This is a genomic window from Streptomyces sp. cmx-18-6 (genome assembly GCF_046548915.1).
GTDB lineage: Bacteria > Actinomycetota > Actinomycetes > Streptomycetales > Streptomycetaceae > Streptomyces.
In genome coordinates this window covers 357,555-381,260 of record NZ_JAEBEP010000004.1, presented here as the reverse complement: position 1 = coordinate 381,260, position 23,706 = coordinate 357,555, and the positions used below count along the sequence as shown (strand labels likewise).

Here is a 23,706-nt window from a genome sequence, read left to right as displayed (position 1 = left end):
CGTAGCCCGTCGATCGGGTCCGGCCGCGCCCGGCGCGCGCCCCGGTGGACACCGGGAGCCCGAAGCGCCCCCACAGGTTCCGGATACCCGCTCTGCGGCGCCACACGGCAGCCTTCCCTGTGGTGGTGAGGTCCACAAGGCTGCGTACGGGGTGGAATCGGCCAAACCCCCAGGTGAAAGGTGGGGCGGGGGAGGGCGGGCGGGGCGCGTGGTGTTCCTGTGGGGAGGCGCGCGGCAGCCGGCCCCGGACCTCGTACGCCGTCCGCGCGCCGTGGCACCGGGCCACGGACGGCCGCTACCGTCAGGGGTGACGGAAGGGACGCACACCGTCGTGCGTCCCCTCGGATGCGCAAGTCCCCTGTAAAGGTGGAGTACGTGAAGGCCATTCGTCGATTCACCGTGCGTCCTGTCCTCCCCGAACCCCTCCGACCTCTCAACGACCTCGCGCGCAACCTGCGCTGGTCGTGGCACACCGAGACCCGCGAGCTCTTCCGGTCGGCCGACCCCGAGGGCTGGCGGCCCGCCGACGCCGACCCCGTACGCCTGCTCGGCTCCCTGTCCGCCGGACGCCTGGCCGAACTGGGCCGGGACCAGGAGTACCTCGCCCGCCTGGCCGAGGTCTCCGCCGGCCTCCAGGAGTATCTGGACGGCCCCCGCTGGTACCAGGAACAGCAGGCGGCCGGCGCGGAACTGCCCTCCGCCATCGCCTACTTCTCACCCGAGTTCGGCGTCACCGCCGCACTGCCGCAGTACAGCGGCGGCCTCGGCATCCTGGCCGGCGACCACCTCAAGGCCGCCAGCGACCTGGGCGTCCCGCTCATCGGCGTCGGCCTGCTCTACCGGCACGGCTACTTCCGCCAGAGCCTCTCCCGCGAGGGCTGGCAGCAGGAGCACTATCCCGTCCTGGACCCCAACGAACTCCCGCTCGACCTGGTCCGCGAGGCGGACGGCAGCCCCGCCCGGGTGGTGCTCGCGCTGCCCGGCGGCCGCTCGCTGCACGCCTCCATCTGGCTGGCCCGGGTCGGCCGCGTCCCGCTCCTCCTGCTCGACTCCGACGTCGAGGAGAACGCGCCGGGCGAACGCGACGTCACCGACCGGCTGTACGGCGGCGGCAGCGACCACCGCCTCCTCCAGGAGATGCTGCTCGGCATCGGCGGGGTGCGCGCGGTGCGCACCTGGTGCCGGCTCACCGGGACCCCGGAGCCGGAGGTGTTCCACACCAACGAGGGCCACGCCGGCTTCCTCGGCCTGGAGCGCATCCGGGAACTGGCGGCGGACGGCCTCGACTTCGAGGCGGCCCTCGAAGTCGTCCGGGCCGGGACCGTCTTCACCACCCACACCCCGGTGCCCGCCGGCATAGACCGTTTCGACCGGCAGCTGATCGCCCGCCACTTCGGCGACGACGGCGAGCTGCCCGGCGTCGGCGTGGAGAAGATCCTCCGCCTGGGCCGGGAGACCTACCCCGGCGGGGAGCCCGAGCTGTTCAACATGGCGGTGATGGGGCTCCGCCTCGCCCAGCGCGCCAACGGCGTCTCCACCCTGCACGGGGCCGTCAGCCGGGAGATGTTCTCCGGGCTGTGGCCGGGCTTCGACCCCGCCGAGGTGCCGATCACCTCCGTCACCAACGGGGTCCACGCCCCCACCTGGGTCGCCCCCGAGGTCTTCCGCCTCGGCGCGGGACAGGTCGGCACGGGCCGCGCCCACCAGGTGTTGGCGGGCGGGCCGGTGGACGGCTCCCCGTTCGCGGCCGAGACGGCCGACGACGCCACCGCCCCGCGGACCGGCGCCCCGCGCCGGTGGGACGCGGTGAGCTCCATCGGGGACCAGGAGATCTGGGACCTGCGCCGCGAGCTGCGCGGCCGGCTGGTCACCGAGGTCCGCCGCCGCCTCTACGCCTCCTGGCGCAGGCGCGGCGCGGGCACCGCCGAGCTGGGCTGGATCGACGACGTCCTCGACCCGGACGTCCTCACCATCGGCTTCGCCCGCCGCGTCCCCTCGTACAAGCGTCTGACGCTGATGCTGCGCGACCGCGACCGGCTGCGGGAGCTCCTCCTGCACCCCACGCACCCGATCCAGATCGTGGTCGCGGGCAAGGCCCACCCCGCCGACGACGGCGGCAAGCGGCTGGTCCAGGAGCTGGTGCGGTTCGCCGACGACCCCCGGGTGCGCCACCGCATCGTCTTCCTGCCGGACTACGGCATGGGCATGGCGCAGAAGCTCTACCCGGGGTGCGACGTCTGGCTCAACAACCCGCTGCGCCCCCTGGAGGCGTGCGGCACGAGCGGGATGAAGGCGGCGCTGAACGGCTGCCTCAACCTCTCCGTCCGCGACGGCTGGTGGGACGAGTGGTTCGAGCCGGACTTCGGCTGGGAGATCCCCACCGCGGACGGCTCGGCGGTCGACGAGGACCGGCGCGACGAGCTGGAGTCGAACGCGCTGTACGCCCTGATCGAGGACCGGGTCGCCCCGCGCTTCTACGACCGGGGGGCCGCGGACCTGCCGGACCGGTGGATCGAGATGGTCCGCTCCACCCTGGTCAACCTGGGCCCGAAGGTGCTCGCGGGACGGATGGTGCGCGAGTACGTGGAGCGGCTGTACGCCCCCGCCGCGCGGTCGCGGCGGGCGCTGGCCCCGGCGGTGGCGCGGGACCTCGCCCAGTGGAAGGCGAAGGTCCGGGCGGCCTGGCCGGGGGTCTCCGTCGACCATGTGGAGTCGGCCGCGGACACCGTGGCGGGCGGTTCGGCCGAGCTGGGGGCGACCCTGTCGCTGCGGGTGCGGATCGCCCTCGGCGGCCTGGACCCGGACGACGTGGAGGTCCAGGTGGTCGCGGGCCGGGTGGACTCGGCCGACGCCATCGCCGACGCCCAGGTCTTCCCGCTGAAGCCGGCGGGCGGCCAGGACCTGGAGGACCGCTGGCTCTACGAGGGCCCGCTCGCCCTGGACCGGACGGGACCGTACGGCTACACCGTGCGCGTCCTGCCCGCCCACGAACTGCTCGCCTCCGGCGCGGAACTGGGCCTGGTCGCCGCGCCGACCGAGGCCACGGGGGAGGGCGCGGGCGTGCTGATGCGCTGAGCCGAGCTGAGCACGCGGGGCACGGCGAACGGCCCGGGAGGGGTGACCCCCTTCCGGGCGCGGCACGGCGAACGGCCCGGGAGGGGTGACCCCCTTCCGGGCGCGGCACGGCGAACGGCCCGGGAGGGGAGCAGAACCCCTCCCGGGCCGTTCCGTGTGCCGGTGGTGCGGTGATCCCGTGGGGTCAGAAGGTGAGCTTGAAGCTGTTGATCCGGCCGGTGTCCTGGCGTGCGACGTCCTGGACCCTCAGCTTCCAGGAGCCGTTGGCCACCTTGGCCGAGGCGTTGACCGTGTAGGTCGCCACCACGTTGTCCGCCGAGTCGCCGGAGGAGGAGTTCTTCAGGCGGAACGTGCCACCGTCCGGGGCCACCAGGTCGATGACCAGGTCACCGCGCCAGGTGTGGGTGATGTTCACGTCCACCTTGAGGGCGCTCGGGGCGTTGCCCGCGATGCCGGTGACGTTGACCGCGCTGGTGACGGCCGCGCCCGCGTCCGGGATGTTCACGACGGTGTTGTTCTCGAACACCTTGCCGCCCGGGTCGGGGTCGCCGCCGCCGGGGCGCGCGCCCACGTTGACGCCGGCCCAGGCGTGCGCCACGGCCGCGTACTCGGGGCTGGTCGCGCCGTACAGCTCACTGGCGACCGCGAGGGTGCCGGTGCGGGCCGCCGCGTAGTTGGTCGTCGAGGTGAACTTGGTGGTGAGCGCCTTGAACCAGATCAGCGACGCCTTGTCCCGGCCGATGCCGGTGACCGGCAGCCCGTCGGAGGTCGGGGAGTCGTAGCTGACGCCGTTGATCGTCTTGGCGCCGCTGCCCTCGGAGAGCAGGTAGTACCAGTGGTTGGCCGGGCCCGAGGAGTAGTGGACGTCGACGCTGCCGATGCCGGAGTACCAGGCGTCCTTGGAGTTGCCGTCCTTGCTCGGCTTGTCCATGTAGCGCAGCGGGGTGCCGTTGCCCCGGATGTCGACCTTCTCGCCGACCAGGTAGTCGCCCTGGTCCTGCGGGTTGTTGGCGTGGAACTCGACGGCGGCGGCGAAGATGTCGGACGTCGCCTCGTTGAGGCCGCCGGACTCACCGCTGTAGACCAGCTTGGCCGTGACCGAGGTCAGGCCGTGGGTCATCTCGTGGGCGGCCACGTCGATGGAGGTCAGCGGCTTGGCGTTGCCCGCGCCGTCCCCGTACGTCATGCAGAAGCAGCTGTCCTGCCAGAAGGCGTTGACGTAGTTGTTGCCGTAGTGGACGCGGGAGTACGCGCCGACGCCGTCACCGCGGATGCCGTTGCGGCCGTGCACGTTCTTGTAGTAGTCCCAGGTGAGCGCCGCGCCGTAGTGGGCGTCGGCGCCGGCCGTCTCCAGGTTCTGCGGGGTGCCGTTGCCCCACACGTCCGTGGAGTTGGTGAAGAGCGTGCCGGTGCCGGAGGTGCCCCGGTTGAGGTTGTACGTCTTGTGGCTGCCGCGCGCGGTGTCGGTCAGCGTGTACGAGGGCGCGGTGCCCAGCGTCACCTGGCCGCTGTACTGGGTGTTGCCGGTCCCGTTGTGGACGGCCTGCCACTCGTACAGCTTCTTGCCGGAGGCGGCGTCGGTGATGACGTGGAGCTCGTTCGGAGTGCCGTCGTGCTGGAGTCCGCCGACCACGGTCTCGTACGCGAGCTGCGGGGAGCCGCCGCCCAGCCACACGACCTTGCGCGGGGCCTGGCTCGGCGCCTTCGCCTTGGAGCCCTCGGCCTTCGCCGCACCGAGCGCCTGCTGCTCGGCGGCGGCCGGGGCCACGTCGGCGGTGAGGCCGAGGGCCTTCAGCTGCGCGGTGGTCGCCTTCGACGCCTTGGTGACGCCGAGGGTCTTGCCGGCCGTCGTCTCCTGGACCACCAGGTCGCCGCCGAGGACGGGCAGCCCGTCGAGGGTGCGCTCGTAGCGGGTGTGCGTGGTGCCGTCCCGGTCCTGGACGACATCGCGGACCACGAGCTTCTCCGTGGACCCGAGCCCCAGCTCCTTGGCGGTGGCCGCCTTGGTGGCGTTGGCCTCGCTGAGGAGCTCGGCGCGCTGGGCGGGGGAGAGCTTGGCGGGCAGCGCACCCGGGTCGGCCTTCGTACCGGCGGCGATCGTGCCGGCGGGGGCGGCCGAGCCCGGGGTGGCGGTGGCGGCGCCGGACTGCAGTCCGACGACGACGAGGGCTGCTGCGGTTATCAGAGCGCCGGTCGCGGTGGCGCGACGGCTGGGCGTGGATCTCACGCGGACTCCTTCTGCGAGGGGGGTACCGGAGCGGCGCTGGACGGGCCGTCCGGACGGTGCAGGCGGTGCGCAGAACGGGGGAAGAGTGTCAGCAGATCCGTACGCCTGTCAGGAGCGCGTCAACAACTTGGCCGGAATTCGTTCGTTGCCGGAAAGGTCATGTTCGTTAAGCGGACGTTTCGCCGATCATTACCGGGATGTTGCCGGAGTGTGTGAAGACCCGTATTCACAGGGTGCGCACAGGTTCGGTGCTCCGGGGGCACAAGCGAACGGCGGCTCCGGAAGCGGTTGCGGCCCACCTGGTGAGACGGGGGCGGGTTCTGGCCAGATCCCGCCAGCGGAACCCGGCGGTCCGTCAGGGAGGGGCGGCGCGGGGGCGGGGGTCGGGGTCGGTGTGTCCGCCGGGCGGCGGGAGCGTGGGGCCGGCGTGACCGCCGGGCGGCGGGGGCGTGGGGCCGGTGTGCCCACCGGGCGACAGGGGTCGGGGTCGGCGTGACCGCCGGGCGGCGGGGGTGCGGCGTCGGTGTGTCCGCCGGGCGACGGGAGCGTGGCCGCCCGGCGTACGTTGCCGGATCCCGGCAGGATGCGCCGCCGATCATGGGGTGATCCGCACCTATGCGGTTGCGGTGGCCGCAGGGCTCAATGGGGCCGTGCCCGAGCGCGTACGGCTTCTGCCGCGGCCTCACCCGCGCAGTCCGCGCGCCCTCGTGCGCTCCGCCGGCATCCCGCGAGGGGTGTCGACGGGAGGCGGCGCGTGTGCCGGGTCACACGGATGGCCCGCCATCGAGTACAACCCCGCACCACCCGCAACTGTCACACCTATTGGCCTCACCCGTGTCTCCCTCCACCTTTGAAACCCGGACGGGCCCTCCCCAGCCTTCGTGCCGCTCCGGCGGCGCCCAGACTTTCCAGAGGTCCTCAGCTCATGAAGATTCGCCGCGCCCTGGCCGTCGCCGCCGCGACAGCCGTACTCGCCCCGATCACCCTCCTGTCGGCCTCGGTCGCCGTCGCGGACCCCGGCGCCCCGGCCACGGAGGCCACCGAGACCGCCGAGACCTCCCCCGCGCCGGAGGACACCGACGTGCCTTCCGAGGACGAGGAGTCGAAGACCCCCGCGGACGAGGAGCCGAAGACTCCGCCGGCCGACGAGAAGAGCGAGGAAGGCGAAGAGGATAAGAAGGACGAGGAGGGCAAGAAGGACGAAGAGCCCTCCGCGGCCGAGAAGCCGCAGTCTCCTCCCGCCACCTCGCCCACCCCGACGCCGCCCGCCACCGCGCCCGGCGACATCTGCGAGGGCGTGGAAGAGCTCAAGGTGGACGAGAACCTGCGCACCTCGCTCTCCGGGCTCCCGTCCAAGATCGTCGCGGGCAGCGGGTTCCACGGCTTCAAGCTGAACGTCGTCAACAAGGGCGACAACGCCTACAAGCGCGTCGACCTCGGCGTCTTCGCCGCGCAGATCGACGCGGACACGTGGGAGGACACCTCCGGTCACCTCACGCTCCAGTTCAAGAACCCGGAGACGGGCGTCTGGACGGACATCCTGCTCGGTGACGACGAGGAGGCCGGCTACCTGGGCTACACCGACGTCCGGGCCAAGGAGTCCTTCTCGATCGACCTGCGGCTGAGCGTCGACAAGAAGGCGCCGGCGGGCTTCGGCTTCGCCCTCACGGTCGGCCTCTACGCCGACGACGAGGGCAACTGCGTCTTCGCCGACAGCGCGCGGTTCTACGAGTTCGACGTCCTCGCGGCCGACGCCGAGCCGGGCAAGCCGAACGAGGCCGAGCCCCAGGAGGGCGGCAAGAAGCCGGTGCCCGTCAAGCCCGTGGGCAACTCCCAGGTCAAGCCCGAGGGCAACCTCGCCCAGACCGGTTCGGACTCCAACCTGCCGGTCATCGCGACCATCGGCGGGGTGGCGATCGTCGCCGGCGCCGGTGTGGTCTTCGCCCTGGGCCGTCGCCGCCGCAGCAGCGGCGTGGCCGCCTGAGGCTCGTCGGCCGACGCCTGACGACCGACGTCCGCTGCTGGGCGCCCGGTGCTTGATGTCCGGTGCTTGATGTACGGCGTCTGATCCCTGGCGTACGGCGCCTGGCGTACGGCGCCCGGCGTTCGCAGCGAACAGGAGGTGCGCCCTCCGCCCGACCGGGGCGGAGGGCGCACCCTTTTCGTTCGGGCCCGCATGTTCGTGCGGTCCCCGCACCGCTTCAGTCACTTCCGGTGATGTGATCGTCACTCGATTGCTCGGATCTCTGTCGGTATCACCCGAAGGGTGATGACGTTGGCGCGTCGGGCCGTCGAGATGCGAGGAAGCGACATGGTTCAGGGCTTCTCCAGGGAACCGGGCACCCATGGTCCGCTCGCCGAGGTGCCGCCGGAGGGGCAGCGGAAGATCACCCGGTGGGCGATGGCCATCGCCCTGGGCGGCTTCCTCTTCGGCTTCGACACCGGGGTCGTGTCCGGCGCGCTCCTCTACATCAAGCAGGACTTCGACCTGAACTCCTTCGAGCAGGGCAGCGTGGTCAGCGTCCTGCTCATCGGCGCGGTGATGGGCGCGACCTCCGCCGGCCTGCTGTCCGAGCGGTTCGGCCGGCGCAAGGCGCTGGGCATCATCGGCGTGGTGTTCATCTTCGGTACGGCGGTGGCGAGCACGGCGAACGGGTACCCGGTGCTCATCGCGGGCCGTGTCGTCCTCGGCCTCGCGGTCGGAGCGGCGTCGGCGTCGGTGCCGGTCTATCTGTCCGAGATCTCCCCGACGAAGATCCGCGGACGGCTGCTCACCCTGAACCAGCTGATGATCACGCTCGGCATCCTCATCGCCTACCTGGTCAACCTCGCCTTCGCGAGCAGCGAGATGTGGCGGGCCATGTTCGCGGTCGGCGCGGTGCCCGCCGCCCTCATGGTGGCCGCCTCCCTGTGGTTCCTCCCCGAGTCGCCGCAGTGGCTCATCTCCCACGGCCAGGCCGACCGGGCGCGCCGGGGCATCGCCTCGGTCACCGACGAGGCCACGGCCAACGAGCTGGTCGCCCGGGCCCAGCACCGGATCGCCGAGGAGCGGGAGAAGAAGGCGCGGCAATCCGCGGAGGCCGACCGGGGGGCCAGGAAGCTGCTCACCCCCGATGTGCGGCCGGCGCTCGTCGTCGGGCTCACGCTCGCCGCCGTACAGCAGTTCGGCGGCATCAACACGATCATCTACTACGCGCCGACCATCATCCAGCAGACCGGTCTGAACGCCTCGAACTCCATCTTCTACTCCGTGTTCATCGGCGTGATCAACCTGGTCATGACGCTGGCGGCGATCCGGTTGGTCGACCGCGCGGGCCGCCGGGTCATGGTGCTCGTCTCGCTGGCCCTCATGGCGGTCTCGATCTTCATGCTCGGGCTCGCGTTCGTGGTCGGCATGAACTCGGTGCTGACGCTCCTGTTCATGGTCATCTACATCGCCGCGTACGCCGGTGGCCTCGGGCCGGTGTTCTGGACGCTGCTGGGCGAGATCTTCCCGCCGTCCGTCCGGGCCGAGGGCTCCAGCGTGGCCACGGCGGTCAACTGGGTGTCCAACTTCATCGTCAGCCTGGCCTTCCTGCCTCTGGCGGCCCTCATCGGCCAGGGCGAGACCTTCTGGATCTTCGCCGGGATCTGTGTGCTCGCCTTCTTCTTCGTCGGCCGCTATCTGCCCGAGACCCGTGGCCGCGACGCCGAGCAGATCGAGGCGGCGCTCCAGTCCCGCTTCGGGCACCGGCCGGGCACTCCCGAGAAAGGACGAACCCGATGAGCGACGGCCTCCTCAGCCCTCCCGAACTCGAACGCTCCGACGCCCTGGTGCTGTTCGGCATCTCCGGCGACCTCGCCAAGAAGATGCTGCTGCCCGCGCTCTACCGGCTCGTCGAGTCCGGCAGGCTGACCGTGCCCGTCATCGGGGTGGCGGCCACCGAATGGGACGACGACGCGCTGCGCGGGCACGCGCGGGACGCGGTCGCCGCCGCGGGCACGGACATCGACGAGGCGGTCTTCGCCCGGTTCGCGGCGGGCCTGTCCATCGTCACCGGGGACTTCGCCGACGACGCCACCTTCGCCCGGCTGCGCGACGCCGTGGCGGGGTTCGCGTTCGTGACGCACTATCTGGCGATCCCGCCGTCGCTGTTCACCGAGGTCGCCGCCTCGCTGGCCCGGGCGGGCCTGAACCGGAACGCGCGGCTGGTGGTGGAGAAGCCGTTCGGGCACGACCTCGACTCCGCACGGAAGCTCCAGGACGACCTGTCCGCCCACTTCGACGACGACCACCTGCTGCGCGTCGACCACTTCCTGGGCAACCGCGCGGTCGAGAGCCTGATGGTCTCCCGGTTCGCCAACACGCTGCTGGCGCCGATCTGGCACCGCTCCTACGTGGACAACGTCCAGATCACCCTGGCCGAGGACTTCGACGTCGCGGACCGGGGCTCCTTCTACGACGCGGTGGGCTGCCTGCGCGACGTGGTCCAGAACCACATGATGCAGGTGCTGGCCTTCCTCGCGATGGAACCGCCGAGCGTCACCAACGCCCGGGCGCAGGGCCTGGAGAAGTGGCGGGTGCTGCACGCGACCCGCACGATGGACCCCGCCGACACCGTGCGCGGCCAGTACGACGGCTACCGGGGCGTCGAGGGCGTCGCGCCGGGCTCCACGACCGAGACGTACTTCGCGGCCCGCATGTTCGTCGACAACTGGCGCTGGGCGGGCGTCCCCTTCTACCTCCGCAGCGGGAAGGCCCTGGCCGTCTCCGCCACCGAGGTCGTGGTCGAGCTGCGCAAACCGCCCCTGGAACTCTTCGCCGGCGAGGACACGGAGACGCCCCCGAACCTCATCCGCTTCCGCATCGACGGCGACACCGGCATCAGGGCGGACCTGATGCTGAGCAAGCCGGAGCGGAACACCGGCCCGATGACCGTCCCCATCGGGGTGGACTTCGCGCAGGTGCTGGGCCGGCAGGAACTCCCGTACGAGAACATCCTGTACGGAGCCGTCGCGGGCGACCCCGAGTGCTTCGCCTTCCTGCCCGCCGTCCTGGAGTGCTGGCGCATCGTGGCCCCGGTGCTCGACCCGGCCGAACCGCCCCTGCCGTACGCCCCGGGAAGCTGGGGCCCGGAGGCGGCCGACGTGCTCCCCGGCCTGCGGAGCTGGCACGAGCTGGGGCCCCGCCTGTTCGACGACTAGGGTGCGTCCGGCGGATCAGGGCCGGATGGGCCGTGCCGGACGCCGCGGACCCGGCTCTGATCCGCCGGACACGCCCTAGGTGAGCATGTCGTCGTCGATGACCTTCGGCCGTTCGCCGTGGTTGCCCTTGGGCGCGGCGATGACCTGGCCCTCCAGGGTATTCTCCCGGATGTAGTTGCGCTCGATCTGCCCGGCCACGGCCAGGACGGCGAAGAACATGGCGCCCATGCCGTTGGGGTCGTAGATCCCGGTGAGCGGCCCGGTGAGAAGTTCGAGCCGGATGCCGCCGGCCTGGAGCTCGGCGGACAACGTCATCGGTCGGCCGCGTTCCTGGCCAGGCGCTTGAGTTCGTGCACCGTGAGGACGACGGACGTCTTTGGCGCGACCTCCTTGAACTGGTGGGCCAGCGCGAGCGCCTTCTCCAGCTTCCTTGCGGACGGCGGGACTCAGCGACCCCGACGCCGGCGGCGGTAGTAGGCCACCGTGACCACCATGAGCAGCGGACCCCAGGCCAGCAGGGGGAGATAGCAGGCGGTCATCAGCCAGTAGTGGCCGCCTTCGGGGGATCCGGCGGCACCCATGTGGTCCGCGTCGTTCCAGGCGAACGCGCCGTTGACCGTGATGAGGGTGACGAGAGCCGCGCCGAGCGAGGCGGGGATCACCGCCGCCATGACGGGGATTCTCCGGCCGCCCAGGGCCGGCACCCAGTGCGGGAATTCCTCGCCCCATCTGTGGACCAGGCCCAGGGTGAGTAGTCCGAGTGCCTCGGCCAGCACGCTGAGGCCGATGAGGTAGAAGGACCCGGTGCCGGGGTAGTTTCCCGGGCGGAGGAACTCGTCGGTGAATCCGGAGTCCCAGCCCAGGGCGATGGCGATGCGCCAAAGCCCGGACGGCACCAGGGTCAGCGCGGCGGCGTGCGCCGCCAGGCGGACGGAACGGGGGACTTGGGGCGCGGCCGTGACGGGCGTCCCGGCGACCAGGGTGTCAGCACGGCGGATCGCCGGCTCGGGCTGCGCGGGAGACTTGGTGATCTCGGCGTGGACCACCTTGAAGCCGCCCTTGATCACGGTCGTGAACGGTGCGGGGGCCATGCACGTACCGGCCTGCGGCCTTACGAGCTGACCGTTCTCATCGACGTTCCCCGGGTCGACGTTCACCACCCCCCAGGAGAAGCCGAGCCGGTCCGGCTCGCCCTTGCCGCCCTGCTGGACGCTGATGCCCAGCCGGGCGCCGACCTCCTCGACGTTCGACTTCGTCACGACCGCGGTCAGGGTCGCCGTCCGCCCGCTGGTGACCAGGCAGTCCACCCGGGCCTCCGCCCACCCCGCGGCTCCGCCCCGGGGTGTGTGGGTGACCTTCAGCGTGCCCCGGGCATCCGTGGACAGTCCCTCGGGGGCTATGGGGGGCACCGGCCGGGTGAACGGCCTCTGTTCGGCATGGATGGTGAAGCGGATGTCGTCGTCGATCGACTCTATGTAGGAGATGCGCGCTTCCCCATGGACGCTCGCGGTCTTCGCCGGCTTCTTCTCGACGGACGCAGCCGGGGCCGCAGGAGCGGGCCCGGCGGCAACCAGCCCGGCGAGGACGGCGACGGCTGCCGTAGCGCCGATTGCGGTGTTGCGCATGATGAACTCCCGTGTTCTGGAGGGTGTTTGTGTTGCTGTGGTCGGTTGAACGGCTCAAGCTTCACCTCCGGCACCCCCGCCATCCCATCCGCCGATCGGCACAAAGATCGGGCCGCCGCCCGGCCCTTCTATGCCGTTCGGCAGAGAGCCCCGCCAGATCGCACACCCGTACGCTGATCACCATGTGGGAATCAACCGGCCCGGCCGTCACGGTGATTGGCGCTCTGCCGTCGCTCGCGGCCGCGGGCGCGCTGGCGTGGGCCGTCTCCGGCCCCCGTGCCGCGGTTCGTCAGCGGCTCGGCCGCCTCGCCCGCCCGACCGCGGTCTGCGCGGTCCTCTCCTTGACCACCAGCTTCGCCCTGCCGAAGGCTGGTTTCGGCCCCGGCTGGAAGCTGGCGGAGGCCGCCGTCCTGCTCCTCCTCGTGGCCGTGGTCACCCGCTGGTCGCCCCTGCGTGCACTCAAGTCGGCCCTCCCGCTGACCGCCCTCGCGGTGACCCTCTGGCCGCTGCCGCTGGTCACCGGTGAGTCCTTCCTGGAATCCATCGGAATCGCCACCTTCTGGCTGCTTCCCGTAGCCGCCGCGGTGGTGGCCGGCGCCTACCCCCGCCGCCAGGAACAGCGTCGCCGGAGCGCGGTGGCCGAGGCTCGCAGCGCGCAGCGTCTTCAGCTCTCCCGCGACCTGCACGACTTCGTCGCCCATGACATCAGCGGAATCGTTGTCCAGGCCCAGGCGGCCCGCTTCGTCGCCGCCACCGACCCCTCCAGGGCGGTGCTCGCCCTGGAACGCATCGAGAAGGCGGGCCTGAGCGCCCTGGCCTCGATGGACCGGACCGTGCAGATGCTGCACGGTCCGGAGGCACCCACCACCGAGCCGCTCCCCGATGTGTCCCAACTGCCATTGCTGATGGAGAACTTCACCTCGGCGGGCGCCACCGAGGCGCATCTCGACCTGCCTCCCCCGGTCACGGAGGCGCTCTCCCGCGAGGCGGGCTCTGCCGCGTACCGCATCGTCGTCGAGGCGCTGACCAACATCCGCCGGCACGCCCCCGACGCCTCCCGCGCCACCGTCGCGTTCACCTCCACGGCCACCACTGTGGAGATCCGGGTCACCAACGACCGCGGTGCCCGCCCCGCCCCGGCCCGCCGCCGCGTCTCCCGGGGCGGCCTCGGTCTCCCCGCTCTCACCGAGCACGCCCAGGTCCTCGGCGGAACCCTTTCGGCGGGGCCGCACGGCGAGGGCGGCTGGCAGCTCACCGCCGTCCTGCCTGTCGCACTCCCGAAAGAGACCCCGTGACGACGTCCCTCGGTCCGACCCGCATCCTGATCGCCGACGACCAGGAGGACGTACGCAGCGGCTTCCGCCTGATTCTCGGCTCGCAGCCCGACATGACCGTGGTCGGCGAGGCGGCGGACGGCCTCACCGCCATCGATCTCGCCCGCACTCTGCGCCCCGACCTGGTCCTCGCCGACATCCGGATGCCGGGCCTGGACGGCCTCGAACTCACCCGGCGCCTCGCGGGCCCCGGCGTACCCGACCCGATGCGTGTCCTCGTCGTCACCACCTTCGACCACGACGATTACGTACGCACGGCACTGCACGACGGCGCCTGCGGATTCCTGCTCAAGCGCTCGGGTCCCGGGCTGCTGATCGAGGGGGTCAGGGCGGCGATGGCCGGGGACATCCTCATCAGCCCCCAGATCACGGTCCGGCTGCTCCAGACCCTCGCCCCTGCCTCCGCCCCGGCAGCGCCCACGGCCCGGTCGCCTCTCACCGCCCGGGAGGACGAGATCGCCCGGCTGGTCGCCGAGGGCCTCACCAACGCCGAGATCGGCGAGAAGCTCTTCATCTCGGCGGGCACCGCCAAGACCCACGTCGCCAACGTCCAGGCAAAGCTGAGGGCCCGTAACCGGGTGGGTATCGCCGCCTGGGCCTGGGGGAACGGACTGGCCGGTCCAGTCCCACGGGAGTAGGGCGAAGGCGCGAGGCGTCCGGGCCGGACGCCGAATTTAGTAGCCATAGACATAGTAGCCATGTACTCTATTCGCATGAGCAAGGGTTCACTGAGTCCCACACCGGGATTCCTGGTATGGCGGCTCGCCAACAAGTGGCGCGTCGCGGTCGATCGCGCGGTGGCTCCGCTGGGTCTCACCCACGCGCAGTACTCGCTGGTCGCGTCGCTCCACGGCATGCAGCGCTCCGGCGAGCGCCCCAGTCAGCGCCGACTGGCCGACCACACGGGCCTGGAGGCGTTGTACGTCTCGAAGCTGGCGCGCGCCCTGGAGTCGGCCGGCCTGGTCGACCGCACCCGCGATCCCCGCGACCCGCGCGCCGTGCAGCTCGCCCTCACCGAGCAGGGCGAGGCCGTCACCCGGCAGGCCATCGAGGTGGTCCAGGTGCTGCTTCAGCAGTTGCTGGAGCCGCTCGGCGGCCTCGACGCCGAGCGGACGCGCGCGTTCACCGACGAACTGACGGCCCTGCTCGACGCACCTCTCTCTCCCACCGCACCGATCTCTCCCACCACACCGAACGACGAGAGCACTCAGGGGACGACACCATGACCACGACCGGATCCACCGCCGACGCCACCACCGCACCCGTAGCCGACGCCCGTAACCTCGCTCTGGCCCACTACGCCGCCCGCGGCGTCCTGGAGACCGTGCTGGCCCGGTACGACGCCACCTTCCAGCAGCAGGTCGCCCTGCGCGCCGCCGTCGTCTCCGCCGTCCCGCAGACGCCGGACGGCCTCCTCGCCGAGGTCCAGGCGTCCCTCAAGGCGGATCCGGCCGAGATCCGCGCCGCGCTCGACGAGCTGCGGGCCAGGGAGCTGCTCGTCGCGGACGGACCGCATCTGCGCCCCACCGACGCGGGGCGCGAGTTCCTCGCCGCGATCACCGCCGAGACCACCCCCGTCTCCGCCCGCATCTGGGGCGGGATACCCGCCGATGACCTGGCCGCCGCAGGCCGCGTCCTCGCCCTGGTCACCGAGCGCGCCAACGCGGAGTTCGCGGCACTCACCGCCTGACCGGGCCGGCCGGGGGCCTGGTCCGCACGACAGGCCCTACGCGTCCGGCCCGCCGGCGGGTGCGGTTCGACGGCCCCCGGGCCCGGTGACGTAGCGCCGGCGGCGGTCGGGGAACTGGGTCACGTCGGTGCTGTCGACGAACTGGTCGATCGCCCCGACCGGTGGCAGCGACCTGATCCGGGGGTCGTCGACGGTCGCGAGCAGGGCGTCGGTGAAGCGGTGGCCGTCCATGACGAGAAACGGCCGGGTGTGGAAGTGGCGGGCCTTCGTCTCCAGCGGTTCGGTCAGCCCCAGGTCGTTGTGCAGGCCGGCGGCGAGCTCGTAGGCCGGGGAGAGATGACGCTCCCGCTCCTGCCAGCTCCGCGCCGCCAGCGCCTCCGACAGGAGCGGCGTGAGCGTTGCCGCGCACGGGAGCCGCGCGAACGCGGTGCCCAGCCACTTGCTGTACGGCGGGTAGACGCGGCTCATCAGCAGGCACAGCCTCATCAGGTCGCGCACCTGCCGGGCGGCCACCACCGCCGAACCCAGGTCGTCCCCGACCTCGCCGCAGCGCCCGACGAACGGCTCCTCCTGGGACAGCCGCATCCACTGGCAGGCCAGGACATAGCGCCAGACGTCGTCCGGATACCAGGCCAGGCCGTCCCGGTGGGAATCGAGCAGGCCGAGCCCGTCGTGGAAGACCGCGCCGCCGGTCAGCTCGCGCAGCACCTGCGTCGGGGTCGTCAGCCAGCCGGACAGCGACAGGCCCCCGGCCGGGTCCTCGCCGAGGCGCTCGGTGAAGTACTCCTGAAGGTCATGGACATCGACCCAGTGCCGGGCCGGCGCGTCGTCGGGAAACGGGAAGCGGACCGGATAGCCGCGGAACGTCCGAGGCAACGCGCGGTCCAGCAGGGCACGGAGCTCCTCCGCGTGCGCGCGGAAGCCCTCACCACTGAGGAACACCTGCACCCGCGGGCCCCAGGCGTGGTCGGTCGAGCGCGCGGTGTCGAAACCCTGCACCTCGGAGCCCGTGCCGATCAGCGCCGCCGCATACGGCACCCCGTCCAACGCCGTGTCCAGGACGGGGGCTACGGCCTCGGCGTGGAAGAGCCGGGCCAGTTCGAGACCGGGAAGGAAGACGCGAGTCACGGCCGCCACCCTGACAGAGCGGTGCGCCGGTCGCCAGCCGATATCGAGCACGGGCGCGCCCTCAGACCAGGCTCTCCTTCCACGTCCGGTGCAGCCCCGCGAACCGCCCCGTACCGCCGATGAGTTCGGCGGGCGCGCCGTCCTCCACGATCCGGCCGCCCTCCATCACCAGCACCCGGTCCGCGATCTCCACGGTGGACAGGCGGTGCGCGATGACCACCGCCGTGCGGCCGTGCAGCACCGTGTCCATGGCGCGCTGCACCGCCCGCTCGCCCGGGATGTCCAGGGAGCTCGTCGCCTCGTCCAGGATCAGCACCGCCGGGTCCGCGAGCAGGGCCCGGGCGAAGGCCACCAACTGCCGCTGGCCCGCCGAGATCCGGCCGCCCCGTTTGCGTACGTCCGTGTCGTAGCCCTCCGGCAGCGAGGCGATGAAGTCGTGCGCGCCGATCGCCTTCGCCGCCCGCTCGATCTCCTCGCGGGTGGCGTCCGGGCGGCCGATCGCGATGTTCTCCGCGACCGTCCCCGAGAACAGGAACGCCTCCTGCGTCACCATCACCACGCCCCTGCGCAGCTCGGCCGTGGCGAGGTCCCGCAGGTCCACGCCGTCCAGCAGGACCCGGCCCTCGGTCGGGTCGTAGAACCGGGCCAGCAGCTTGGCCAGGGTCGACTTGCCCGCGCCCGTCGAGCCGACGACCGCCACCGTGGCGCCCGCCGGGATGCGCAGGTCGAAGGCGGGCAGCACCTCGCCGCCCGTACGGTAGGCGAACCGCACTCCGTCGAAGACGACCTCCCGGCCCGGATGGTCGCCCGGGCGGGCGGGCAGTTCCCTCGGGTCCGCCGCCGCCGGGACGGTCGGGGTCTGGGCCAGCAGCCCCGCGATCTTCTCCAGCGAGGCCGCCGCCGACTGGTAGGAGTTGAGGAACATCCCCAGCCGGTCGATCGGGTCGTAGAGCCGGCGCAGATACAGCACCGCCGCCGCCAGCACACCGAGCGCCAGCGTCCCCTCGGCCACCCGGTAGGCGCCCCACAGGACCATCCCGGCCACCGCCGTGTTCGCGACCAGCCGGGAGCCGACGACATAGCGCGCCATCTCCAGGAGCGCGTCGCCGTTGCGCCGCTCGTGCACCCGGTTGAGCGCGGCGAACGCCGCGTCGTTGGACCGCTCCCGGCGGAACGCCCGCACCGGCCGGATGCCGTTCATGGTCTCCGCGAACTTCACGATCACCGAGGCGATCGCCGTCGACCGCGCCCCGTACACCACGGCCGCCCGCCGCCGGTAGAGCCGTACCAGCAGATACAGCGGTACGAAGGAGAGCGCGGCGATCGCCCCTATGCCGAGGTCCAGCCAGAGCAGCACCAGAGAGATCGACACGAACGAGAGGACCACGGTGATCAGTTCCTGGAGCCCCTCGCTCAGCAGCTCCTGCAACGACTCGACGTCCGTGGTGGACCGGGAGATCAGCCGGCCCGAGGTGTAGCGCTCGTGAAAGTCCACGCTCAGCGCCTGGGCGTGGCGGAAGATCCGGCCGCGCAGGTCCAGCAGCGCGTTCTGGTTGATCCGCGCGGAGCCCCGTACGAACGCGTACTGGAGCACGCCCGCGCCCACCGAGCAGAGCGCGTAGCTCACCGCGACCGCGATCAGCGGCCCGTAATCGTGGTCGCGGAACGCCGGGACCCCGCTGTCGATCGCGTACGCCACCAGCAGCGGCCCGGCCTGCGTCGCCGCCTGCTGGAGCACCAGCAGCAGCGCGGCCACCGCGACCCGGCCGCGCATCGGGGTCAGGAGGGAGAACAGCAGCGCCCGGGTCGCCCCGGGCGGCGCGGGCAGATCGTCCTGGTCGAACGGGTCGCCGCCGCCCTGCGGCGCGGGCGCGCCGTCCGGGAGGGGCGGCCGCTCGTCGTCGCCCGGGGCGGTGCGCGCGGCGTCGTCGGTGGTGGTGGTCATCGGGTACTGCCCTCCTCGACGGGGACCTGCTGGGCGGGGGCGGGGGACTGCGCGGTTACGGGGCCGGGGGCCGTGGCGACGGGCCCGACTCCGGCCGGGGCGTGACCGGGGCGGGGGCGGTCGGGCTCCGTGCCGGGTGGGACGGGCTCGGCGTCCGCCGGGGAGGGCTCCGTGCCGGGTCGGTCGGGCTCCGCGTCCGCCGGGGAGGGCTCCGTGCCGGGTCGGTCGGGCTCCGCGTCCGCCGGGGAGGGCTCCGTGCCCGCCGAGGCGTGGCCCGCACCCGGCTCCGCCCCCGACATCAGCCACGCGTACTCCGCATTCGACCGCAGCAGCTCCTGATGCGTGCCCACCGCCGTGATCCGGCCCCCGGACAGCAGCGCCACCCGGTCCGCCAGCATCACCGTCGACGGGCGGTGCGCCACCACCACCGCCGTGGTCTCCTCCAGCACCCGGCGCAGCGCCGCCTCCACCAGCGTCTCCGTGTGCACGTCGAGCGCCGAGAGCGGGTCGTCCAGCACCAGGAAGCGCGGAGCGCCCACCACCGCACGCGCCAGGGCCAGGCGTTGGCGCTGGCCGCCGGAGAGGCTCAGGCCCTGCTCACCGACCTCCGTGTCCAGGCCCCGGGGCAGCCGGTGCACGAAGTCGGCCTGCGCCACCGCGAGCGCCTGCCGCACCTGCTCCTCGTCCGCGCCCTCGGCGCCCATCAGCACGTTCTCCGCGACCGTCGCCGAGAACAGCGTCGGCTCCTCGAACGCCACCGACACCAGCTCCCGCAGCCGAGCGCGCTCCATCGTGGCGATGTCCTCGCCGTCCAGCACGATCCGCCCGGCGGTCACCTCGTGCAGCCGGGGGACCAGCGCGGTGAGCGTCGTCTTGCCGGAGCCCGTTCCGCCCACCAGGGCCAGCGTCTCGCCGGGCCGCACATGCAGGTCGATCCGGGCGAGCACCGGCGGCGAGCCCGGCTCCGCGTCCGGATAGCGGAACTCCACGCCCTCGAACACCATCCCGGCGGACGCGTCCGGGGCATCCGGCGCGTCGGGAGCGTCCTCGCGGACGGCCGCCGCGTCCCGCTCCTCCGCCGCGTCCATCACCTCGAAGTACCGGTCGGTCGCGGTCGCCGCCTCCTGGCTCATCGCCAGCAGGAACCCGATCGACTCCACCGGCCACCGCAGCGCGAGCGCCGTCGAGAGGAACGCGACCAGCGTGCCCGCCGACAGCGAGCCGTCCGCCACCTGGATCGTGCCGAGCACCAGCGCCGCCCCGATCGCCAGCTCCGGTACGGCGGTGATGAGCGCCCAGATCCCGGCGAGCAGCCGGGCCTTGCCCAGCTCCGTGGAGCGCAGCCGCTGCGACAGCGCGCGGAACGCGTTCGCCTGGCTGCGGTGGCGGCCGAAGCCCTTGACGATCCGGATGCCGAGGACGCTCTCCTCCACGACCGTGGTCAGATCGCCCACCTGGTCCTGGGCCTTGCGCGCCACCAGCGAGTACTTCGTCTCGAACACCGAGCACAGGATCACCAGCGGCACCACGGGCGCCAGCAGCACCAGGCCGAGCGACCAGTCCTGGGCGAACAGGATGACGAAACCGACCGAGATCGTCGCGAAGTTGACGACCAGGAAAGTGAGCGGGAACGCCAGGAACATCCGCAGCAGCATCAGGTCCGTCGTGCCGCGCGACAGCAACTGGCCCGAGGGCCAGCGGTCGTGGAAGGCGACCGGCAGCCGTTGCAGATGGCGGTAGAGATCGGCCCGCATCGACGCTTCGACCCCGGCCAGCGGTCGCGCCACCAGCCATCGCCGGAAGCCGAACAGCACGGCCTCCGCGATGCCGAGCAGCAGCAGATACAGCGCCCCCAGCCAGACGCCGCCCGGGTCCCGGTCGGCGACGGGGCCGTCCACCATCCACTTCAGGATCAGGGGGATCACCAGCGACAGGCAGGACGCCAGGACCGCCACGAAGGCGGCGGTGAACAGGCGGAGCCGTACGGGACGGACATAGGGCCACAGACGCAGGAGGGAGCGCACGGCGGACCGTTCCGTGTGCTCTGCAGGCTTTTCGGGCATCAGGGCCGACCCTACGTTTCACCACTGACATCGGGCCTCCCAATTTTGGCCGGAGCCGAGAAGACCGGGCCGAGGGGAGCGGTCGTACCCCCGGGTCAACCGATCGGTTGATGGAGCGTCGAGCGTGATGACGGATACCGCCCTTCCCCGCCCGCCGGAATCCTGATGGACATGGCAATCATCGAAGTCAACGGGGTGCGCAAGACCTACGCGGGCCGTGACGTGGTCGACGGCGTCTCCTTCTCCGTCGAGGAGGGCGAGATCTTCGGCATCCTCGGCCCCAACGGGGCGGGCAAGACCACCACCGTCGAATGCGTGGAGGGCCTGCGCATCCCCGACGCGGGCACGATCAGGGTCGCCGGACTCGACCCCGTCGCCGACCACGACCGGGTGACGCGGCTGCTCGGGGCCCAGCTCCAGGAGAGCGAGCTCCAGGCCAAACTGACCGTACGGGAGGCGCTGGAGCTCTACAGCTCCCTCTACCCGGCCCCCGCCGACTGGCGGCCCCTCGTGGAGCGGCTGGGCCTGCGGGACCGGCTCACCACCCGCTTCGCCAAGCTCTCCGGCGGCCAGAAGCAGCGGCTGTTCATCGCGCTCGCCCTGATCGGCGACCCGAGGATCGTCGTCCTCGACGAGCTGACCACCGGCCTCGACCCCCGCGCCCGCCGCGACACCTGGAAGCTCATCGAGGACATCCGCGACAGCGGCGTGACCGTCCTGCTCGTCACCCACTTCATGGAGGAGGCCCAGCGCCTCTGCGACCGGATCGCCGTCATCGACCGGGGCAAGGTCGTCGCCCTGGACACCCCGGTCGGGCTGATCCGGCAGGCCACCGGCTCCACCGTGATCTCCTTCGTCCCCTCCCGCACCCCCACCGGCCCCGAGCTGACCCGGCTCACCGCGCTGCCGGGCGTCGCCACGGTGACCCCGCCCGACGCCGCCGGCGTCCTCGTCCTGCACGCCACCGACGACACCGTCACCCCGCTCATCTCCCTGCTCGCGGAACTCGGCGTCACGGCCCACCGGCTGCGGATCACCGAGACCAGCCTCGACGAAGCCTTTCTCGACCTCACCGGACAGGACGCCTGACATGAACGCCGACACCACCACGACCCGAACCCCGGAAGAGACCGGCGCCCCCCGGCGCGGCCCCATGGCCGCCGTGCTCCTCGCCGAGACCCGGCTCTTCCTCCGCGAACCGGGCAGCCTCTTCTGGATCCTCGCCTTCCCCGCCGTCCTCCTGGTGATCCTCGGCTTCGTCCCGGCCTTCAAGGAGCCGCAGGACGACCTCGGCGGACGCCGGGTCATCGACCTGTACGTCCCCATCTCGGTCCTGCTCGCCATGATCATGGCCGGACTCCAGGCGATGCCCCCGGTCCTCACCGCCTACCGCGAACGCGGCATCCTGCGCCGCATGTCCACCACCCCGGTGCGGCCCGCGGCGCTGCTCACCGCCCAGATCACGCTGCACGGCGCGGCGGCCCTCGCCTCGGCGCTCCTGGTCATCGGGGTCGGCCGCCTCGCCTACGGGGTCCCGCTCCCCGGCCAACTGCCCGGCTACGTCCTGGCGCTGCTGCTCGCCGTCGCCACCGTCCTGGCCATGGGCGCGACGATCTGCGCCCTGTCCCGTACGACGAAGGCGGCCACCGCGGTCGGCTCGGTCGCCTACCTCGCGATGATGTTCACCGCCGGGGTCTGGGTGCCCGTCCAGGCGATGCCCGGCACCCTGCGCCGGATCGTGGAGATCACCCCGTTCGGCGCGGCCTCCCAGGCGCTGGACCAGGCCGCGTCCGGACACTGGCCGGGCTGGGCGCACCTCGGGATCGTCGCGCTGTGGACGGCGGCGCTGGGCTTCACGGCCGGTCGCGTCTTCCGGTGGCAGTGACCGGAGGCGGTGGGATGAGGTGAGTGCGGTGAGCGGCGGTGCGGTGGGGGACCGGGGGGCCGTGACGGGCGGCGGGCGTCCGGGGGAGACTGCGCGCATGACGCAGCCGCCCCCCTGCTCCCCGGGCCCGTCCGGGACGACGCACCCGCCCGGGACGACGCACCCCTCCGGCGCGACGGGGCCGCGCACCGTCGAGGACCGCTGGGAGCAGTTCTACCGGTACGGCCCCTACGCCGTCCTCACCCTGTCCGTTCTCGTCGCGGCCGTCGCCGCCGACCTGATCATGACCCGCACCGAGATGTACGCCTGCGGGGTCCTGGCCACGGCCGCGTACGGGCTTCAGGTCTGGTGGGGCCGGGCCCGCTCCCGTACCGCACCGGGCGCTTCGGCCGGGATCGCCTACTACGCCGTACGGACCGTCCTCGCCTTCGCCCTGGCCTGGCTCAACCCGTTCTTCGCGATCTACGCGGCCCTCGGCTACTTCGACGTCGAACCCCTGCTGCCCAAGCGCGCCGTCCGCGCCGGGCTGCTCGCCACCGCCGCCACCCTGGCCGGTTCGCAGAGCGGAGGGCTGCCGCCCGCCTCCCTGATGAACTGGGTCGCCTTCGGCGCGCTGTACCTCCTCAACGCCGCCCTCGCCCTCTTCTTCTGGTACGTCGGGATGCGCGAGGAGGAGAAGGCCCGCGTCCAGGTCGAGACCATCGCGGAGCTGGAGCGCACCAACATCCGGCTGGAGGAGGCGATGGCGGAGAACGCGGCCCTGCACGCCCAGCTCCTCGTCCAGGCCCGCGAGGCCGGGGTGGACGACGAGCGGCGTCGGCTCGCCGCCGAGATCCACGACACCCTCGCCCAGGGTCTGACCGGCATCATCGCCCAGCTCCAGGTCGTCACCTCCACCACCGACACCGACCCGGCCACCGCCCGCGTCCACCTGGAGCGGGCCGCCGCCCTGGCCCGCCACAGCCTCGGCGAGGCCCGCCGCTCCGTCCACAACCTGGCCCCGGTCGCCCTGGAGCACGACGAGCTGACCGGGGCCCTGGAGAAGACGGTCGCCACCTGGGCCGACCAGCACCGCGTACGGGCCGACTTCACCGTCACCGGCACCGCCGAACCGGTCCACGACGAGGTCGCCGCCACCCTCCTGCGCATCGCGGGCGAGGCCCTGGCCAACGCGGGGCGGCACGCCGCGGCCTCGCGGGTCGGCGTGACGCTCTCCTTCATGGACGACGAACTGACCCTGGACGTACGGGACGACGGCCGCGGCTTCGACCCCTCGGCCGCCGCCCCGGCGAGCACCACCGGCGGATTCGGCCTCGGCGGCATGCGGGCCCGCGCGGAGCGCATCGCGGGCACGGTGGAGGTGGAGTCGGAACCGGGCGGCGGCACGGCGGTCTCGGCCAGGGTTCCGCTGGTCAGACAGGAGTGAACCGGCGGACGCCCCCTGACCCGGTGGCGTGAGCGCCATACGTCACCCCGGCCGGGCGGCCGGGCACTCGGGCCGGCGATCGGGCACTCGGGTCGGGCGATCGGGCACTCGGGCCGGGCGGCCG

At 72.4% G+C, this 23,706-nt stretch carries 16 protein-coding genes and 1 pseudogene; 11 read left to right on the top strand and 6 right to left on the bottom strand.

Annotated elements, in window-relative coordinates; translation table 11 throughout:
• Positions 1-375 precede the first annotated feature (375 nt).
• Positions 376-3,075, top strand: coding sequence for an alpha-glucan family phosphorylase (gene glgP, locus ACLJPL_RS12365; RefSeq protein WP_411080814.1), 2,700 nt, complete (start codon positions 376-378; stop codon positions 3,073-3,075).
• 184 nt (positions 3,076-3,259) lie between these two features.
• Here glgP and ACLJPL_RS12360 read toward each other — a convergent pair whose 3' ends face one another.
• A complete protein-coding gene (locus ACLJPL_RS12360; RefSeq protein ID WP_411080813.1) occupies positions 3,260-5,302 on the bottom strand; it encodes a M4 family metallopeptidase in 2,043 nt (680 codons plus the stop codon).
• Positions 5,303-6,227: 925 nt separating this feature from the next.
• Here ACLJPL_RS12360 and ACLJPL_RS12355 point away from each other — a divergent pair.
• The 3 genes from ACLJPL_RS12355 (at position 6,228) to zwf (ending at position 10,486) form a co-directional block, all read left to right on the top strand.
• On the top strand, positions 6,228-7,286 hold the full coding sequence (locus ACLJPL_RS12355) for an LPXTG cell wall anchor domain-containing protein (RefSeq protein WP_411080812.1): 1,059 nt from the start codon (positions 6,228-6,230) through the stop codon (positions 7,284-7,286).
• Between the two features lie 327 nt (positions 7,287-7,613).
• Positions 7,614-9,068, top strand: a complete 1,455-nt coding sequence (locus ACLJPL_RS12350; RefSeq protein WP_411080811.1) for a sugar porter family MFS transporter — start codon at positions 7,614-7,616, stop codon at positions 9,066-9,068.
• Positions 9,065-10,486 (top strand): glucose-6-phosphate dehydrogenase, encoded by a 1,422-nt coding sequence (gene zwf / locus ACLJPL_RS12345; protein WP_411080810.1) that lies wholly within the window; start codon positions 9,065-9,067, stop codon positions 10,484-10,486. Before ACLJPL_RS12350 ends, zwf begins: the two co-directional genes overlap by 4 nt.
• Before the next feature lie 75 nt (positions 10,487-10,561).
• Here the strand turns inward: zwf and ACLJPL_RS12340 are convergent, their stop codons facing one another.
• A complete protein-coding gene (locus ACLJPL_RS12340) occupies positions 10,562-10,801 on the bottom strand; it encodes a hypothetical protein (protein ID WP_411080809.1) in 240 nt (79 codons plus the stop codon).
• Between the two features lie 683 nt (positions 10,802-11,484).
• Positions 11,485-12,111: pseudogene (locus ACLJPL_RS12335) on the bottom strand (hypothetical protein); the annotation flags it as partial.
• A 182-nt stretch (positions 12,112-12,293) separates the two neighbouring features.
• Here ACLJPL_RS12335 and ACLJPL_RS12330 point away from each other — a divergent pair.
• The 4 genes from ACLJPL_RS12330 (at position 12,294) to ACLJPL_RS12315 (ending at position 15,135) form a co-directional block, all read left to right on the top strand.
• A complete protein-coding gene (locus tag ACLJPL_RS12330) occupies positions 12,294-13,406 on the top strand; it encodes a sensor histidine kinase (RefSeq protein WP_411080808.1) in 1,113 nt (370 codons plus the stop codon).
• Complete coding sequence (locus tag ACLJPL_RS12325; protein ID WP_411080807.1) at positions 13,403-14,083, top strand: response regulator; 681 nt, start codon at positions 13,403-13,405, stop codon at positions 14,081-14,083. The genes ACLJPL_RS12330 and ACLJPL_RS12325 overlap by 4 nt, the downstream gene beginning before the upstream one ends.
• Before the next feature lie 75 nt (positions 14,084-14,158).
• Entirely contained in the window at positions 14,159-14,671 is a 513-nt protein-coding gene (locus ACLJPL_RS12320) for a MarR family winged helix-turn-helix transcriptional regulator (RefSeq protein ID WP_411080806.1), read from the top strand.
• Positions 14,668-15,135, top strand: coding sequence for a MarR family transcriptional regulator (locus ACLJPL_RS12315; protein ID WP_411080805.1), 468 nt, complete (start codon positions 14,668-14,670; stop codon positions 15,133-15,135). The genes ACLJPL_RS12320 and ACLJPL_RS12315 overlap by 4 nt, the downstream gene beginning before the upstream one ends.
• A gap of 36 nt (positions 15,136-15,171) precedes the next feature.
• On the opposite strand, the gene ACLJPL_RS12310 is transcribed toward ACLJPL_RS12315, so the two are convergent.
• The 3 genes from ACLJPL_RS12310 to ACLJPL_RS12300 form a co-directional block, all read right to left on the bottom strand.
• The gene (locus ACLJPL_RS12310) at positions 15,172-16,263 is read right to left on the bottom strand and encodes a DUF4037 domain-containing protein (RefSeq protein WP_411080804.1); all 1,092 of its coding nucleotides are present in this window, start codon (positions 16,261-16,263) and stop codon (positions 15,172-15,174) included.
• Positions 16,264-16,324: 61 nt separating this feature from the next.
• Entirely contained in the window at positions 16,325-18,208 is a 1,884-nt protein-coding gene (locus ACLJPL_RS12305) for an ABC transporter ATP-binding protein (protein WP_411080803.1), read from the bottom strand.
• On the bottom strand, positions 18,205-20,271 hold the full coding sequence (locus ACLJPL_RS12300) for an ABC transporter transmembrane domain-containing protein (protein ID WP_411080802.1): 2,067 nt from the start codon (positions 20,269-20,271) through the stop codon (positions 18,205-18,207). The genes ACLJPL_RS12305 and ACLJPL_RS12300 overlap by 4 nt, the downstream gene beginning before the upstream one ends.
• A 171-nt stretch (positions 20,272-20,442) precedes the next feature.
• On the opposite strand from ACLJPL_RS12300, the gene ACLJPL_RS12295 reads away from it, so the two are divergent.
• The 3 genes from ACLJPL_RS12295 (at position 20,443) to ACLJPL_RS12285 (ending at position 23,582) form a co-directional block, all read left to right on the top strand.
• The gene (locus tag ACLJPL_RS12295) at positions 20,443-21,360 is read left to right on the top strand and encodes an ABC transporter ATP-binding protein (RefSeq protein WP_411080801.1); all 918 of its coding nucleotides are present in this window, start codon (positions 20,443-20,445) and stop codon (positions 21,358-21,360) included.
• A 1-nt stretch (position 21,361) separates the two neighbouring features.
• On the top strand, positions 21,362-22,156 hold the full coding sequence (locus ACLJPL_RS12290; protein ID WP_411080800.1) for an ABC transporter permease: 795 nt from the start codon (positions 21,362-21,364) through the stop codon (positions 22,154-22,156).
• Between the two features lie 97 nt (positions 22,157-22,253).
• Positions 22,254-23,582 carry a sensor histidine kinase gene (locus ACLJPL_RS12285; protein ID WP_411080799.1) on the top strand — a complete coding sequence of 443 codons (1,329 nt, stop codon included), beginning with the start codon at positions 22,254-22,256 and terminating at the stop codon, positions 23,580-23,582.
• The last annotated feature ends 124 nt before the right edge of the window (positions 23,583-23,706 follow it).

Bases quoted from the DNA above. Each gene is read 5' to 3' on its own strand.
- ACLJPL_RS12355 (WP_411080812.1), top strand. From the start codon at position 6,228: ATGAAGATTCGCCGCGCCCTGGCCGTCGCCGCCGCGACAGCCGTACTC.
- ACLJPL_RS12350 (WP_411080811.1), top strand. From the start codon at position 7,614: ATGGTTCAGGGCTTCTCCAGGGAACCGGGCACCCATGGTCCGCTCGCC.
- zwf (WP_411080810.1), top strand. From the start codon at position 9,065: ATGAGCGACGGCCTCCTCAGCCCTCCCGAACTCGAACGCTCCGACGCC.
- ACLJPL_RS12340 (WP_411080809.1), bottom strand. From the start codon at position 10,801: ATGACGTTGTCCGCCGAGCTCCAGGCCGGCGGCATCCGGCTCGAACTT.
- ACLJPL_RS12330 (WP_411080808.1), top strand. From the start codon at position 12,294: ATGTGGGAATCAACCGGCCCGGCCGTCACGGTGATTGGCGCTCTGCCG.
- ACLJPL_RS12320 (WP_411080806.1), top strand. From the start codon at position 14,159: ATGAGCAAGGGTTCACTGAGTCCCACACCGGGATTCCTGGTATGGCGG.
- ACLJPL_RS12315 (WP_411080805.1), top strand. From the start codon at position 14,668: ATGACCACGACCGGATCCACCGCCGACGCCACCACCGCACCCGTAGCC.
- ACLJPL_RS12305 (WP_411080803.1), bottom strand. From the start codon at position 18,208: ATGACCACCACCACCGACGACGCCGCGCGCACCGCCCCGGGCGACGAC.
- ACLJPL_RS12300 (WP_411080802.1), bottom strand. From the start codon at position 20,271: ATGCCCGAAAAGCCTGCAGAGCACACGGAACGGTCCGCCGTGCGCTCC.
- ACLJPL_RS12295 (WP_411080801.1), top strand. From the start codon at position 20,443: ATGGCAATCATCGAAGTCAACGGGGTGCGCAAGACCTACGCGGGCCGT.
- ACLJPL_RS12290 (WP_411080800.1), top strand. From the start codon at position 21,362: ATGAACGCCGACACCACCACGACCCGAACCCCGGAAGAGACCGGCGCC.
- ACLJPL_RS12285 (WP_411080799.1), top strand. From the start codon at position 22,254: ATGACGCAGCCGCCCCCCTGCTCCCCGGGCCCGTCCGGGACGACGCAC.